A 15,352-nucleotide genomic window follows, 5' to 3' on the forward strand; every position below is an offset into this window, starting at 1 on the left:
TCAGGATTGGCCGGCGGCCACCGGCGGCGCGATCGACAGGCCCTTGGCCAGCTTCTGCTCCACCTCGGCGCGGCGTTCGGCGTCGGGCTCCAGCGTCAGCACGCGATTCCACTGCCACCGGGCCTCGCGCTGGCGTCCGACCTGCCAGTAGGCGTCGCCGAGGTGGTCGTTGATCTCGGCGTTGGCGGGCTCCTTGCCGACCGCGCCTTCCAGCGTCTCGACGGCGATGTCGTACTGACCCTGCCGGAACTGGGCCCAGCCGAGCGAGTCCTGGATATTGCCGTTCTCGGGCTCGGCGGCGTGCGCGCGGGCCAGCATCTCGGCCCCCTGCTCGACCCGGCGGCCGCTGTCGACCCACATATAGCCGAGAGAGTTGAGCAGTGACGGGCTGTCCGGCGCGGCCTGAAGCGCCGCCCACAGCTCGGCCTCGGCCTCCTCGATGCGACCAAGCTCCTGCAGCGTCAGGCCGCGGATTTCCCGGATGTCCGGATGGGTCCGCGCGGCGTTCGCGCTTGGATCGTCGATGGCGGCGAGGGCTTCCTCATGACGGCCAAGGTCGTTCAGCTGGGCCGTCAGCAATCTGAGAATCTGGGGTTCGCCGGGCGAGACCGCGCGCGCCTGTTCGAAGGCGGCGAGGGCCTCGGCAGCGCGATTTTCCCGCGCGAAACTGACCGCCATGCCGACCTGGGCCTCGGCGTACCGGATCGGGTTTTCGGGCCCGACCCTGCCGAACGCCTCCCGGGCTTCCGCTTGTTGGGTTCCGGCGGCCAGGGTCTGTCCCAGATGCAGGGCAATCTCGTCGTCCGGGTGCAGATTCTCCGCCATCCTCAAGTAGACGACGACCTGCGACCGGGCCTCAGGGTTGGAACCGAGAAAGATGGCGGCATATCTGAGCCCCTGGGCCGCCAGTTCGACCGGCGTGGGCGCCGCGGGCGGGCGAATCTGCACCAGTCCCCGAGCTTCGGCCGAGGTGTCCGCTCCGTCCGTTGCGGCTGCACCGAGCACCCGCTGGTAGTAGGCGAAGGCTTCGTCGTTCCGGCCGAGCCGCTTCAGGAAGTCGGCGTAGTCCCGCGCGAACAGCTGGGTGGCGACCGGGACTTCAAGCAAGGTCTGAAAGGCCGCCTCAGCCTCGGCATACCGGCGGCGGCTCTCCAGCAGGCGGGCGTGCTGGTGCAGCAATATCAGGGTGGCGGGATCGCCGGGCATCAACGACACCGGCGTCAGGGCCGAGTCCCAGTCGTCAGCCGCGGCGGCGACGGGAGCCCGCAGGAAGCGCGCCGCCAAGGCAAAGGCCGCATCAAACTCCCCCGCATCGAGAATCGCCAGTCCGGCTCGCGCATCACCCCGTTGCATGGCGTCGACCGCCCCGGCGAGTCGTCCCGCGTCGGCGAGCGCCGGTTCATTCTGGAGGGCGGGCGAAATCCGGACGATGGCGTCGAGATCGCCGGCCATCAGGCCCGCGCGGAACGCGTCGAACCCCACCCGAGGCTGTTCCGGAACCAGGCTCTGGCTCTGCGCCAACAGGTCCGAACCCTCGGCGTAGTCCCCGCGTAGGCTGGCGCTCAGACCTGACAGGTAGAGACCATAAGCGGACTGTCCCGCCGCATCGACGGGTACCGGCGCCCATACCGCCGGAATGGGAGGCGCGACGGGTTCCGCCGGCCCGGCCGCAACCGGCTCCGCCGGGTTCACGAGGGGCGGCAGGATATTGACCGGCCCGGGCGTCTCGTTCTGGGGAGCAGGGACTATGGCCGACGGCTGGACCAGCGGCTGGTCGACGACAACCGGCGCATCCTGCGCCCACGCGGGCGCGGTCAGCGCGGTCAGGGCGCCGACGGTCAGGAGCAGGGAAAGGCGGGAAAGACGCATGACCACGAACCTTCCCGCTTTATGAGGCGGCGACAAGGCCCCTCGCCCGGCGCGCGTCACATATTCGACGCGCGCTGCCCGGGCGCGACGACCCTTGCCCCGAATCCCTGCGCGTGTGACCGTTCCGCTCAGCAAGGGGAGCCGGTCAATATGCGAATTCTCGCGTCGGTCATGGCGACCGCTTTTCTGGCGGCGGCGACTCCGGGAATGGCCCAGTCTGCTTCCGATTCCGATGTCGCGCGCACGGTCGAGGCGATCGCCAGCATCCGTTCGGCGGGCGGACCCAGCTTCTCGCCCGACGGCTCGCGGATCGCCTATATCTCATCCACCAGCGGCATCCCCCAGCTCTGGACCATGGCCGCAGATGGAAGCGAGGCGCGGCAGATCACCCGCCTCAACGATCCCGTGCAGTCGGTCGACTGGTCGCCGTCCGGGGACCAGCTCGCCTGGGACGTCGCCCCCGGCGGCGGGCTGAATGTCCAGATCTATGTCAGCCGCCCCGACGGCAGCGACGCGCGTCGCCTGACCGCCGGGGGCAGGGAAAACAACGCGCTGACGGGCTGGACCGACGACGGCCGGCGGCTGATGGCCGCCTCCAATTCGCGCGATCCGGCGCGGTTCGAACCGGTGCTGATCGATGTCGCGACGGGCGTGGCGACGCCGGTCAGCGACGGCGCGGGGGTCAGCCGGCTGCTGGACCTGAGCCCCGACGGCCGTCATGCGGTCATCACCCGGCTGGTCAGCCGCGGCGACAACAACCTCTATCTCGTCGATCTGACCACCGGCGCCGAGACCCTGCTGACTCCCCATACGGAGACCGCGACCTTCGGCTGGGGCGAGTTCTCGCCTGACGGAAGGCGCATCCATGTGCTTTCAAACGGCGGGCGCGACCGGCTGGCCTTCGGGGTGATCGATCTAGAGCCCGATGGTGCGCCGGGTCCGATCCGGATCATCGCGGAGCGGGCGGACGCCGAGGCGGAATCGGCGAGCCTGTCGCATGACGGACGGCGGGCCGCCCTGTTCTGGAACGCCTCCGGTCGCAGCGAACTGTCCTGGCTGGATACCGACAGCGGCGCGGTCACGCCCGGACCCGCCCTGCCGATGGACATCGTCTCCGCCAGCGCCCTGTCGCGGGACGGCGAGACGCTGGCGCTGTCGGGCTCGGGCGCGAACCGCCCGGGAGACATCCATCGGCTGGACATCGCCGCGGGAACGTTGGTCCAGCTGACCCACAGCGCCCACGACGGCGTCGATCTGGACACGCTGGTGCGGCCGACCCTCGTCACCTATCAGGCCCATGACGGGGTGGAGTTGTCGGGCTGGCTGTACCGGCCGCACGGCGCGACCGGACCAGGACCGGTGGTCTTCAACTATCACGGCGGCCCCGAGGGGCAGTCCCGGCCGTCCATGAGCGACGTGACCCAGGCGCTGGTGGCGCGCGGCATCACCGTCTTCGCTCCCAATGTTCGCGGCTCGTCCGGCTTCGGCAAGCGCTTCGTCAATCTCGACAACGGCGCCCTGCGGGTCGACGGCGTGCGCGACATCAAGGCCACGACCGATCACCTGGTGGCGGCCGGAATCGCCGATCCGGGGCGGCTGGGCATCATGGGCGGTTCGTACGGCGGCTACATGGTGATGGCCGGCGTCACAGAATATCCGGAGATGTTCGCGGGTGGCGCCAATCTGTTCGGCGTGGTCAATTTCGAGACCTTCTTCGCCCAGACCGAGCCCTGGATGGCGGCGATCTCGACCGTCGAATACGGCAATCCGGTCACCGAGGCCGACATGCTCCGGGCCCTGTCGCCGATCCACAAGATCGACATCGTGACGACGCCCCTGATCATCCTGCACGGGGCGAACGACACCAATGTCCCGGTCGTCGAGGCCGAGCAGATCGTCAACAGCCTGAGGGCGCGGGATGTGCCGGTCGAATACGTCCTGTTCCCCGACGAGGGTCACGGCTGGCGCAAACTGCCCAACCGCATCCGCTCGACGACGGCCCTCGTGAGCTTCTTCGAACGGACGTTGGGGCCTCGGCCCTGACCTACATGTTCGGATAGTTCGGCCCGCCGCCGCCCTCCGGCGTGGTCCAGACGATGTTCTGGGACGGATCCTTGATGTCGCAGGTTTTGCAGTGGACGCAGTTCTGGGCGTTGATCTGGAAGCGCGGATTGTTCCCCGCCTCGTCGTACAGGACCTCATAGACGCCCGCCGGGCAGTAGAGCCGCGCCGGCTCGCCATACTCGGGCAGATTGACCCGGATCGGGATCGACGGGTCCAGCAGCTTGAGGTGCGCCGGCTGTTCCTCGGCGTGGTTGGTGTTCGAGATGAACACCGACGACAGTTTGTCGAACGACAGCTTCCCGTCCGGCTTCGGATAGGCGATCGGCCTGTGCCTTGCGGCCTTCTCGGTCGATCCGGCGTCGGTCTTTCCGTGCTTCAGGGTCCACGGCAGGTTCACGCGGAACAGCGACGAGAACCACATGTCGAACAGGCCCAGCGCCCCGCCGATCGTCGTGCCGAATTTTGACAGATAGGGTTTGGCGTTCCGGACCTGTTTCAGCTCCCTGTAGACCCAGCTCTTCTCATAGGCGGCCTGGTATTCGACCAGCTGGTCGCCCGAGCGCCCGGCCTGCACCGCCTCATAGGCGGCGTCGGCGGCCAGCATGCCGGTCTTCATGGCGTTGTGGCTGCCCTTGATGCGCGGCACGTTCACGAAGCCGGCGGAACAACCGATCAGGACGCCGCCCGGGAAGCTCAGCTTCGGCACAGACTGGAAACCGCCCTCGGTGATGGCGCGCGCGCCGTAGGAGATGCGGGTCCCGCCCTCGAGGTGCTCGGCGATGGCGGGATGGTGCTTGAACCGCTGAAACTCGTCGAACGGCGACAGGAAGGGGTTCTTGTAGTTCAGGTGCACGACATAGCCGATGGCCACGTAGCGGTCGCCGAAATGGTACATGAAGCTGCCGCCGCCGGTGAATTCGTCCAGCGGCCAGCCGGTGGTGTGCTGGGCCAGGCCGGGGCGGTGCTTTTCCGCCGGGACCTGCCACAACTCCTTGAGGCCGATACCGAATTTCTGCGGCTGGGCGTCGTCGCACAGGTTGTGGCGGGCCATGATGGTCTTGGCCAGCGAGCCGCGCACGCCCTCGGCGATGAAGACATATTTCCCGTGCAGCTCGATGCCGGGCTGGAAGTCGTCGGTCGGCTTGCCGTGCCGGTCGATGCCGAAGACGCCGGCGACGACGCCCTTCACCCGGCCGGACGGCTGGTCCCAGACCACATGGCTGGCGGCCATGCCGGGATAGACCTCGACACCGAGGGCCTCGGCCTGCTCGCCCAACCAGCGCGCCACATTGCCCAGCGAGGCGATGTAGCAGCCGTCGTTGTGCATGATCGGCGGCAACAGGGGCATGGGCAAGGAGGCCTGACCCATCGGGCCCAGGATCATGAACCGGTCCTCGGTGACCGGGGTCTCCAGCGGCGCGCCGCGTCCCTTCCAGTCGGGGAAGAGTTCGGTCAGGGCGCGCGGGTCGATCACCGCGCCGGACAGGATGTGGCCGCCGACCTCCGCGCTCTTTTCCAGCACGGCGACGGTGATGTCCTTGCCGTCCTTTTCCGCCCGCTGTTTCAGGCGGATGGCGGCGGACAGGCCGGCGGGACCGCCGCCGACGATCACGACGTCATACTCCATCACCTCGCGCTCGACCCCGGCCAGGGCCTCGGCGGGCGGCAGCTTGTCGATCACGGCTTCCTGCCAGGCGTTGGTTGCGCCGCCTTCGATGGCGTTGTCGGCCATGACCAGAATCCTCGGTGTCAGTGGGGTCTTGCTGTTTTCCGCTTATCCGAAGGTGACGCAAGGGTGGTCAAGGACTATCCCTGTGCGGATCGCCCCATGACCACGCCTCACCTCGACAGCGCCAGCGCCGAAAGCCTGCTCGCCTTCTGGCGCGATGCGGGCGTCGACGCCTGTTTCGAGGACGCCCCGGTCGATCGCACGCACGTCGCTCCGCCGCCGGCCGTCAAGGCGGTGACCAGGGCCACGGCCTCGGTGACGCCGATCGCCGCAACCGGCGACGCCCTGTCAGAGGCCCGGCGGTTGGCCGCCGGCGCCGATACCCTGGAGGCCCTCGGTCTGGCCATCGCCGGCTTCGAAGGCTGTCCGCTGCGCGGCATGGGCGCGAAACAGGCGGTGTTTTGTCGCGGCAATCCTGAGGCCGAGGTGCTGGTCATCGGCGAAGGACCCGGCGCTGAAGAGGACGAACGCGGCCAACCCTTCATCGGCAAGGCCGGACGGCTGCTGGACCGGATGCTGGCCGAGGCGGGACTTGAGGGCCGGGTCTTCATCACCAACACGGTGTTCTGGCGGCCGCCGGGCAACCGCACGCCGACGGCGGCCGAACAGGCGGTCTGCGCGCCCTTTGTCGAACGCGCCTTCGCCCTGCTGAAGCCGAAGGCCGTGCTGCTGCTCGGCGCGGCGTCGGCCAAATCGGTGCTGGCGACCGACGAGGGGATCATGCGGATGCGGGGACAGTGGCGGGAATGGCGGCTCCCGGAAGGCGCCGTGTCAGCTCCGGCCCTGCCGACCCTGCACCCCGCCTTCCTGCTGCGGCAACCCATCGCCAAGCGCGAGGTCTGGGCGGATCTGTTGTCGCTGGCGGCCCGGATCGAGGCGGACGGCTAAGCTCGTTCATGCTTCAGACTCAAAACTGCCCCAAAAAGGGGTGAAATCTTGACATGGGTCGGGGCGCTGGCGCCTTTCTGGCCTGACGACCGAACGAACAGCGCGAATTGACCCGAGTCGAGACGGGTCGCTCGCCGCTCTCAGGGGGGCCGCCTTAGTGCGATTTGATTTCCGCCGCGCGATTTTCGCGCCGACGTTGGCTTTGGCGTTGAGCGCCCTGGCCGGCGCCGTGCACGCCGAAGAGGGCGATCGTCGCGCGCTCTCCACGCTCAGCGCCGCGGACCGCCTCAACTACACCACCGCCTTCGACGCCCTGCGCCGTGGCGACCTGGAGGCCGCCCGCGCCTCGGCGCGCCAGGCCAATGACCGTGTTTTGCTGGGACAGGTCGAATTCGAGCGCCTGTTCCATGCCGACTACACCGCCACCTTTGAGGAGCTGGCGGCGTGGCTGGAGGAGTATTCGGACCTCCCCGCCGCGGAACGCGCCTGGAACCTGGCCATGCGCCGCCGCCCTGACGGCGCGGCCGAACCGCGTCAACCTTCACGGATGGGCGGCGGGCGCTACTGGAACCGGATCGAGGCCGCGGGCGGAAACACCGAGGCTGACCCGATGAAGGCGGCCCGGGTCGCCCTGAATCGCGACGACCTGACCGGCGCGGTCACGATCGGCGAACAGATCGGCGACTGGTGGACGGTCGGCCTGGCCCAGTACCGGCTGGGTGAATTCGCGGCCGCCAAGATCGCCTTCGAACGCGTTCTGGACGACCCGACCGAGGACGGCTGGGTCCGCTCTGGCGCCGCCTTCTGGGCCGCGCGGTCGGCCGGACGGTCCGGACAGCAGGACCGGGTTCAGCCCCTGCTGCATCGCGCGGGAAGCTGGCCCGCCACCTTCTACGGGCAGATCGCCCTGCGCCAGCTGGGCGAAGAGCCGGCGATCGAGAACCTCGGGCCGACACCCTACGCCGCCGGCAACCTGCGTCGCGTCTCCTACCAGGCCGAAGAGCCCATCGGCGTTGACGCCGACGAGCTGGACGAATTCATCCGGTCCGAGCCGCGCGCACGTCGCACCGTGGCCTTCTTTGAGATCGGACGCCGCTCGGATGCGCGCGAAGAGCTTCGGACCGGCCTGCGCGCCGCCGTCACCGATCGGGGCCGCCAGCTGTGGGCCGCCCTGGGCCGGGCCCTGGGTCCGCGGGTCACGGGTTCGGGCGACGACGTACGCCGCATCGACGCCACCCACTACGCCCAGCCGGTGATCGAGCCGGACGGCGGCTTCACCGTTGAACGGTCGCTGGTCTACGCTATCGCCCGCAAGGAAACCGGCTTCAACGCCCGCGCCCGTTCAGGGGCCGGCGCCTATGGGCTGATGCAGGTCATGCCGACCACCGCCGCCGAGCTGACCGGCGACCGGGCCTTCGTCAGCGATCCCGAGCGGCTGTTCGAGCCCAACGTCAACGCCCGCCTGGGTCAGGCCTATGTGAACCGGGTTCTGGCCCTGCCGGCGATCAACGGCGACCTGCTGCGCGCAGCGGCGTCCTACAATGCGGGGCCCGGCCCGATGGTCGCCGCCGTCCGCAAACTGGGCCAGGAGGCTGATCCGCTGCTGCTGATCGAGACGATCGACGTCCCCCAGGCCCGCGAATATGTGGAAAAGGTCGTGGCGGCCTACTGGATCTACCAGCGTATGAATGGCCGGCCGCTGCACACCCTGGACGCCGTCGCCTCGGGCGCGACGTGGATTCCGCTGTCGCTGGACTACGTCCCGCCGCCGCCCACACCGGTCCTGCCGGTCGAGGTGGCCTCGGCCCCGACGGCCAGCGCCAACTAGATATTGACCAGCAGCAGGGCCGGCAGGCAGCAGGCGATCACGATCATCAGGCCATAGACCATCAGGCTGGGACGGCGTGCTCCGGGCTGTTCGGCGGGCATGGACATCGGCGGACCCCTGAACGCTTCTGCGCTCCTGAAAGAGACACATACCGCCGTTGTCTTAAGACCGGGTTCCGCGGGGCGGTTAACGGTCCGCCAGCGCCTGTTCGGACCATTCAAGGAAGTCCGGCTGGGCCAGCAGCGTATCGCGATAGGCCGCGGCCACGCCGTCGTCGCCATGGGCGGCCAGGTCGATCTGGTAATGCCGGAACCGCGCCGCCACGGGGGTGAAGAAGGCGTCGGGCACGGACCACTCGCCGAACAGGTATGGCCCGCCGGCGCCGAAGCGGCCCCGCATCTCCCGCCACAGGCTGACGATACGGCGGATGTCGCGCTCCACCGCCTCGCCCGTGGGGGACGATGAGCGGTCAGATCCGACCATGGTGTGGTCCGGCCCCATGCCGCAGTCGGTGCGCAGCCCCATGAAGCCGCCATGCATCTCGCAGGCCGCCGAGCGCGCCAGCCAGCGGGCATGGGGATCGGCCGGCCAGAGCCGCGTCTCCGGATAGCGTTCGGCGCACCAGACCGAGATGGCCATCGAGTCCCAGATCGTCACGCCCTCGACCCTGAGCAAGGGAACGAGGCGGGACGGCGAAACCCGCTCCAGCTCGGCCTGACCCTCGGGTGAATAGATGTCGATCTCGCGCACGGTGAACTCGGCCTTGCACCGCTTCAGCACCAGCCACGGCCGCAGCGACCAGGTCGAATACAGTCGGGGTCCGATGATCAGTTCCATGGTCGCGCTCCACTGTGGTGACGCTCAGGCATAGGGCGGTTGCGGGCGTCCCGCCAATCAGTTCGAAGCGGTCCGGCACAAGCGGCGCTTGACTCGACGGCGCCCTCGCCTGACACCCCGCCCCCATGATCAGCCGCTATTCCCGCCCCGCCGCCGTCACCATCTGGTCCCAGGAGACCAAATACCGGATCTGGTTCGAGATCGAGGCCCACGCCGCCACGAAGATGGCCGAACTGGGCGTGATCCCGACCGAGGCCGCCGAGGCGATCTGGGCCAAGGGCAAGGACGTGGTGTTCGACGCCGACCGTATCGACGAGATCGAGCGCACCACCAAGCATGACGTCATCGCCTTCCTGACCCATGTGTCGGAGATCGTCGGCGAGGAAGCCCGCTTCCTGCACCAGGGCATGACCTCTTCGGATGTGCTGGACACCTGTTTCGCGGTCCAGCTGGCGCGGTCGGCGGATCTGCTGATCGAAGGGGTCGATCGCGTGCTGGCGGCGCTTGAGAAGCGGGCCATGGAGCACAAGCTCACGCCCTGCGTCGGGCGCAGCCACGGGATCCACGCCGAGCCCGTGACTTTCGGCCTCAAGCTGGCCGGCTATCACGCCGAATTCCAGCGCGCCAAACGCCGCCTGCTCACCGCCAAGGAAGAGATCGCGACCTGCGCCATCTCGGGCGCGGTCGGCACCTTCGCCAATGTCGATCCGGCGGTGGAGGCCTACGTCGCCGACAGGATGGGTCTGGCGATCGAGCCCGTCTCGACCCAGGTGATACCGCGCGACCGCCACGCCGCCTTCTTCGCCACGCTCGGCGTGGTCGCCAGTTCGGTCGAGCGGCTGGCGATCGAGATCCGCCATCTGCAACGCACCGAAGTGCTGGAGGTCGAGGAGTTCTTCGACAAGGGCCAGAAGGGCTCGTCGGCCATGCCGCACAAGCGCAACCCGATCCTGACCGAGAACCTGACCGGCCTGGCCCGCCTCGTGCGATCGGCGGTGGTGCCCGCGATGGAGAATGTCGCCCTCTGGCACGAGCGGGACATCAGCCATTCCTCGGTCGAGCGCGGCATCGGCCCAGACGCCACCATCCACCTGGACTTCGCCCTGCACCGGCTGGCCGGCGTGGTCGAGCGGCTGAACGTCTATCCGGCCAATATGGAAAAGAACCTCAACCTGCTGGGCGGGCTGGTGCATTCGCAGCGCGTGATGCTGGCCCTGACCCAGGCCGGCGTGTCCCGCGAGGACGCCTATGCCGCGGTGCAGGAGAACGCCATGAAGGTCTGGCGCGGCGAGGGCCGGTTCCTCGACTTCCTCAAGGCCGACGCCCGCGTGACCCTGCCGGCGGCGCAGCTCGAGGCGTTGTTCGACCTCGGCTACCACACCAAGCATGTGGACACTGTGTTCGCGCGAGTATTCGGAGGCTGAGATGATGTTCTGGCAACTGCTGGCGCTGTTGGCGGCCATGTCCGGCCAGGAGCACGCTCGCGCGGCCCAGGGTCCCGCCGACCAGGCCCCGGCATCGCAGTCCGGCGCGCAGATTCCGGCGGGCTGGACAGTGGCGCGGCCGGACCAGCAGGGCTGGCAGCAGTGCATGCGGCCCCTGGGCGCTGACGGAACGGCCGACTCCCGGATGACTGTGCGTTGCGAGCGCGTAGAGAACGGTGAACCGAGGGCCTGCCAGCTCGAAGGCGGACGCGAGTATCCGGTCCGGCATCGCGCGGCCGCCCGATGCCTGGCGCCCCTTTACCGGTTCACCGACGCAGACGGGCAGCCGGCGAACGGCGGCCCGGTCACGATTCCGGTCCGGCTCAGCGTCTCGGTCACGAATTTCCACTAGCCCGGTGATCAAGCGGGCCTTCGACCCCGTCGTCTCTGCGACCACCCGTCTCCTGATCCTCGGCAGCCTGCCCGGCGACGCCTCGCTGCAAGCCGGTCAGTACTATGGCCATCCGCAGAACGGCTTCTGGCGCCTGGTCGGCGGCGTGACCGGCGTCGATCTCGTCGCCCTGCCCTATCCTGAACGCCTCCAGGCCTTGAAGTCGGCGGGGGTGGGTCTGTGGGATGTGATCGCGAGCGCCAAACGCTCCGGCAGCCTGGACACCGCCATCCGCGACGTCGAGGCCGCCGATCTGGACCGGCTGATCGACACCCTGCCGGCGTTGCGGGCCATCGCCTTCAACGGCGGGACAGCGGCGCGGCTCGGTCGGCGCAGGCTGAAGCCCCGCGCGGGCGTTGAATTGATCGACCTGCCCTCCTCCAGCCCCGCCTACACCCGGCCGCTGACGGAGAAGGCGGCGGCCTGGTCGGTGCTGGAGACATTTCTCCAATAGGTGGGAAGGGGTGCGGTCACGTGTCGCGCCCCGGTAGCGGGCGATCGTGCATCCTTTGAGCCGCTGAACAGTACCTCCCCGCGAACCGCCGACACGGCGGTCGCTCAGGAGAGTAGACCCATGAAGATCACCCGCACCGCCGCGTTCGCCGGCGTATCAATCGCCGCCCTGCTGGCCCTGTCCGCCTGCAACAACGCCGAAGAAGCCGCCCCGGCCGACGCGGCCGCAACCGACGCATCCGCCATGGCCCCGGCGCCGACCGCCAGCGGCACCGTGGTCGCCGTCGCCCAGGGCAACCCGGACTTCACCACTCTGGTCAGCGCCGTGACGGCCGCCGACCTGGCCGGGACCCTCGGCGGGGCCGGCCCCTTCACCGTCTTCGCGCCGACCAACGCCGCCTTTGAAAAGGTGCCTGCCGCGACGCGCGAGAGCCTGATGGCGCCCGCCGGCAAGGCCGACCTGACCAAGATCCTGACCTATCACGTGGTTCCGGGCCGGGTGGACGCCGCGACCCTGACGCAGCAGATCCAGGCCGGCGGCGGCAGCGCCGCCCTGACCACGGTCGAGGGCGGCGTCCTGACCGCTCGCGTCGGCGCCGACGGTTCGGTCACCCTGACCGACGAGAACGGCGGCGTTTCGCGCGTTGTCCAGGCCGATGTCCCCGCCTCGAACGGCGTGATCCACGCCATCGATACGGTGGTGATGCCGAACTAACCCGGCCAGCGCCGGATACGAGAAGGGCCGCTCCAGCGATGGAGCGGCCCTTTTTCGTTGGCGAGAAAGCCGCGGACTATTCGTCGTTGCGGATCTGCTCGCGCGCCACCGAGGACAGCTCGTCCATCTTGCGGCGGATTTCGCCCTCCGAGACGGTCAGGCCGGCGCCTTCCAGGTCCTGGGCGATCTTGCGGTAGACGTCTTCCTCGCCCGGTTGTTCGAAGTCGGCCTTGACGATGGCGCGGCCGTATTCTTCCGCGCGATCGGCGTTCAGCCCCATCTTCTCGGCGGCCCAGAGGCCCAGCAGCTTGTTGCGCCGGGCGACCGCCTTGAACTCCTGTTCCTGATCGAGGGCGTATTTGGACTCGAAGCCCTTTTCCCGATCGTCGAAGGTGGTCATGGGCGTCGCGAGGCTCCGTTTGGGCGGCCTGAAAGCATGGCCGCAGTCGAGGTGGTCTATAGCCGCCCCATGGCCGAACGCAACCGGAACTCGCCGGGTTGCGACACCGCGTCGACCCGCCGTGCCGGAACGCCGTCGGTTTGTGTCGCCGCGCCGCATCCGCTAAGGGTTCCCGCGACTTTTTCCCGCCCGCCCGATTCCGGATTGAGCCGCCCAGATCTCCATCTGGTCGCGCGACAGCCGTTTCCGTCGCGGCCCGCCCGGACCAACCATGATGAACGTCAAGCGCAAGAAGATTTACGAGGGCAAGGCCAAGATCCTCTATGAGGGACCCGAGCCCGGCACCCTGATCCAGTATTTCAAGGACGACGCCACCGCCTTCAACGGCGAGAAGAAGGCCCAGCTCGAGGGCAAGGGCGTCATCAACAACCGGATCAGCGAGTTCATCATGTCGCGCCTGAACGGCATCGGCGTGACCAACCACTTCATCAAGCGGCTGAACCTGCGCGAACAGTTGATCCGCGAGGTCGAGATCATCCCGCTTGAGGTCGTGTGCCGCAACATCGTCGCCGGCTCGATGAGCCAGCGCCTCGGCATCGACGAGGGCACGCCCCTGCCGCGCTCGATCATCGAATTCTATCTGAAGAAGGATGAGCTCAACGACCCGATGGTCACCGAAGAGCACATCACCGCCTTCAACTGGGCCACGACCCAGGAGCTGGACGACATCCTGGCCATGACCGTGCGGGTGAACGACTATCTGTCGGGCATGTTCGGCGCGGTCGGCATCACCCTGGTGGACTTCAAGATCGAGTTCGGTCGGGTGTGGGAGAACGACTTCAGCCGGGTCATCCTGGCCGACGAGATCAGCCCGGACTCCTGCCGCCTGTGGGACACCAATACGGGCGAGAAGCTGGACAAGGACCGCTTCCGCCGCGATCTGGGCAATGTCATCGAAAGCTATACCGAGGTGGCCCGCCGCCTCGGCATCATGAAGGATATGCCGACCGTGATTCAGGGAGGGTTGCACTGATGGCGAAGGTGAAGGTCCACGTCTTCCTCAAGCCCGGCGTGCTCGACGTCCAGGGCAAGGCCGTTGAAGGCGCGCTGCATGGACTGGGCTGGGCCGATGTATCGAACGCCCGCGTCGGCAAGATGATCGAGTTCGACATCGGCGACGGGGTCGAGGACAAGGCGGCCGAGGTCAAGCGCATGTGCGAGACCCTGCTGGCCAACACCGTGATCGAAAGCTACCGCATCGAGGTCGAATGAAACGGCTGATCCAGTTCTCGGTCGCGGCCTTCGTTCTGGTCGGAGTATTGATCTTCGCCGCGGCGCTGGCCGGTGGGCTGACCGACGATTCGGCCTTCACGCCTGCAGCCAGGGAAGCGGCCCACTAGCCGCGTTCATGCGCCGGGATCAGTCAAGCCGCAGCGAGGAGCGCTCCATGACCTTTACCGTCACCTCAACCGGTTTCACCGACGGCGGTACCCTCCCCGACGCCCAGGTTCACGCCAGGGGCAACCGGTCGCCGCAGCTCAGCTGGTCCGGCGCCCCCGAGGGCACGAAGAGCTTCGCCGTCACCTGTTTCGACCCCGACGCGCCGACCGGCTCGGGCTTCTGGCACTGGACCGTGGCCAACATCCCCGCCGATGTGACCGAACTGGCCGAGGGCGCTTCGCCCGCCGGACTGCCCAGGGGCGCGGTGGAGGGCCGAACCGATTTCGGCGAGCCCGGCTTCGGCGGCGCCGCGCCGCCTCCCGGACATGGCCCGCACCGCTACATCTTCACGGTCTTCGCCGTGGACACGGAGCGGCTGGACGTGACGCCGGACAACTCGGGCGCCGTGTTCGGCTTCAACCTGCATTTCCACACCCTGGGTCGGGCCTCCATCACGGGCGTGTACGAGAACCGGGGATGAGCCACGCCATCATCGGGAGGGGCGGCATGAAGACCCTGGTTCTGGCCATCGCAGCGAGCGCGCTCCTGCTGACCGCCGCCAGCGCACCGGCGGCGCAGGAGGCCCCCGTGGTCGCTGCGGCTCCGACGGCGACGCCCGCCGGCGTTCCGCTGGACAGCGCCTGGCGGCGCGCGGTGTACGAACAGGCGAACACCCACCTCCGGCATCCGAGCTGGGGCGTGCGTCATTCGGAGCGCAACTATGTGCTGGGGATGGCCCTCGCCGGGGCGGAGGGCCTGACCGTCGATGCGGACGTCCTGTTCGCCGCCGCCTTCCTGCACGACTGGGGCGGGATCGCGCCGTTCGCCGTCGCGGGCACGGACCATGCGGTGCGTTCGGTGGAGCTGGCCGAACCCTTCCTGACTGAAGCCGGCTTCCCGATGGAGAAATTCCCGGCCGTCCGCGCCGCGATCCTGGGGCATATGTACGACAAGGAGCCGGAGGGGGCCGAGGCGGTCGTGCTGCACGACGCGGACGCGCTGGATTTTCTGGGGGCCCTGGGGGCGGCCCGGCTGCTGGCGGCGACCGGAGACCGGCCGGACTATGATCAGGCGCTGGGGCGGATCGAGCGATTCGCCGTCGACATCCCGCCGCGCCTCAAGACCGCCGCAGCCCGCAATCTGGCCACGCAGCGCATCGCGGTGATGACGGATTTCCTCGCCGAGGTGCGGCGCGAGACGCCCGAGGGCGCCAGGCCCTGACATGACCGACAAACGCTGCTACAGGGCCGCGCC

The 15,352-nt window shown here is 68.5% G+C and carries 16 protein-coding genes; 12 read left to right on the forward strand and 4 right to left on the reverse strand.

Translation table 11 applies throughout. From position 1 onward, the window contains the following. Positions 1-1,869 (reverse strand): tetratricopeptide repeat protein, encoded by a 1,869-nt coding sequence (locus QQJ79_RS03860; RefSeq protein ID WP_284221299.1) that lies wholly within the window; start codon positions 1,867-1,869, stop codon positions 1-3. A 150-nt stretch (positions 1,870-2,019) separates the two neighbouring features. Between QQJ79_RS03860 and QQJ79_RS03865 the strand changes: the two genes are divergently transcribed. Beyond that, positions 2,020-3,912 (forward strand): S9 family peptidase, encoded by a 1,893-nt coding sequence (locus QQJ79_RS03865; protein ID WP_284221300.1) that lies wholly within the window; start codon positions 2,020-2,022, stop codon positions 3,910-3,912. A gap of 1 nt (position 3,913) precedes the next feature. On the opposite strand, the gene QQJ79_RS03870 is transcribed toward QQJ79_RS03865, so the two are convergent. Further along, positions 3,914-5,665, reverse strand: a complete 1,752-nt coding sequence (locus QQJ79_RS03870; RefSeq protein WP_284221302.1) for an electron transfer flavoprotein-ubiquinone oxidoreductase — start codon at positions 5,663-5,665, stop codon at positions 3,914-3,916. Positions 5,666-5,761: 96 nt separating this feature from the next. On the opposite strand from QQJ79_RS03870, the gene QQJ79_RS03875 reads away from it, so the two are divergent. Then, positions 5,762-6,550 (forward strand): uracil-DNA glycosylase, encoded by a 789-nt coding sequence (locus tag QQJ79_RS03875; protein WP_284221305.1) that lies wholly within the window; start codon positions 5,762-5,764, stop codon positions 6,548-6,550. 208 nt (positions 6,551-6,758) lie between these two features. Next, the gene (locus tag QQJ79_RS03880; protein WP_284221306.1) at positions 6,759-8,378 is read left to right on the forward strand and encodes a lytic transglycosylase domain-containing protein; all 1,620 of its coding nucleotides are present in this window, start codon (positions 6,759-6,761) and stop codon (positions 8,376-8,378) included. Positions 8,379-8,564: 186 nt separating this feature from the next. Here the strand turns inward: QQJ79_RS03880 and QQJ79_RS03885 are convergent, their stop codons facing one another. Then, a complete protein-coding gene (locus QQJ79_RS03885; RefSeq protein ID WP_284221307.1) occupies positions 8,565-9,215 on the reverse strand; it encodes a glutathione S-transferase in 651 nt (216 codons plus the stop codon). A gap of 125 nt (positions 9,216-9,340) precedes the next feature. Here QQJ79_RS03885 and purB point away from each other — a divergent pair, with 125 nt between their 5' ends. The 4 genes from purB (at position 9,341) to QQJ79_RS03905 (ending at position 12,258) form a co-directional block, all read left to right on the forward strand. Beyond that, positions 9,341-10,639, forward strand: a complete 1,299-nt coding sequence (purB, locus tag QQJ79_RS03890; RefSeq protein ID WP_284221308.1) for an adenylosuccinate lyase — start codon at positions 9,341-9,343, stop codon at positions 10,637-10,639. Position 10,640: 1 nt separating this feature from the next. Continuing rightward, positions 10,641-11,051, forward strand: a complete 411-nt coding sequence (locus QQJ79_RS03895; RefSeq protein ID WP_284221309.1) for a hypothetical protein — start codon at positions 10,641-10,643, stop codon at positions 11,049-11,051. Positions 11,052-11,055: 4 nt separating this feature from the next. After that, positions 11,056-11,544: a DNA-deoxyinosine glycosylase gene (locus QQJ79_RS03900; RefSeq protein ID WP_284221310.1), complete on the forward strand. Its 489-nt coding sequence runs from the start codon at positions 11,056-11,058 to the stop codon at positions 11,542-11,544. Positions 11,545-11,664: 120 nt separating this feature from the next. Beyond that, positions 11,665-12,258, forward strand: coding sequence for a fasciclin domain-containing protein (locus QQJ79_RS03905; RefSeq protein WP_284221312.1), 594 nt, complete (start codon positions 11,665-11,667; stop codon positions 12,256-12,258). A 76-nt stretch (positions 12,259-12,334) separates the two neighbouring features. Here the strand turns inward: QQJ79_RS03905 and QQJ79_RS03910 are convergent, their stop codons facing one another. Beyond that, complete coding sequence (locus tag QQJ79_RS03910) at positions 12,335-12,658, reverse strand: DUF1476 domain-containing protein (protein WP_284221319.1); 324 nt, start codon at positions 12,656-12,658, stop codon at positions 12,335-12,337. Positions 12,659-12,932: 274 nt separating this feature from the next. Between QQJ79_RS03910 and purC the strand changes: the two genes are divergently transcribed. The 5 genes from purC to QQJ79_RS03935 are packed head-to-tail and all read left to right on the forward strand — an operon-like array spanning position 12,933 to position 15,319. After that, the gene (gene purC / locus QQJ79_RS03915) at positions 12,933-13,691 is read left to right on the forward strand and encodes a phosphoribosylaminoimidazolesuccinocarboxamide synthase (protein WP_284221376.1); all 759 of its coding nucleotides are present in this window, start codon (positions 12,933-12,935) and stop codon (positions 13,689-13,691) included. Further along, the gene (gene purS, locus QQJ79_RS03920) at positions 13,691-13,930 is read left to right on the forward strand and encodes a phosphoribosylformylglycinamidine synthase subunit PurS (protein WP_284221321.1); all 240 of its coding nucleotides are present in this window, start codon (positions 13,691-13,693) and stop codon (positions 13,928-13,930) included. Before purC ends, purS begins: the two co-directional genes overlap by 1 nt. Then, complete coding sequence (locus QQJ79_RS03925) at positions 13,927-14,058, forward strand: hypothetical protein (RefSeq protein ID WP_284221322.1); 132 nt, start codon at positions 13,927-13,929, stop codon at positions 14,056-14,058. Before purS ends, QQJ79_RS03925 begins: the two co-directional genes overlap by 4 nt. Before the next feature lie 47 nt (positions 14,059-14,105). Beyond that, entirely contained in the window at positions 14,106-14,579 is a 474-nt protein-coding gene (locus tag QQJ79_RS03930) for a YbhB/YbcL family Raf kinase inhibitor-like protein (protein ID WP_284221324.1), read from the forward strand. Continuing rightward, positions 14,576-15,319, forward strand: a complete 744-nt coding sequence (locus QQJ79_RS03935) for an HD domain-containing protein (RefSeq protein ID WP_284221326.1) — start codon at positions 14,576-14,578, stop codon at positions 15,317-15,319. Before QQJ79_RS03930 ends, QQJ79_RS03935 begins: the two co-directional genes overlap by 4 nt. Positions 15,320-15,352: the final 33 nt, after the last annotated feature.

It is taken from the genome of Brevundimonas denitrificans, from assembly GCF_030160755.1.
Lineage (GTDB): Bacteria > Pseudomonadota > Alphaproteobacteria > Caulobacterales > Caulobacteraceae > Brevundimonas > Brevundimonas denitrificans.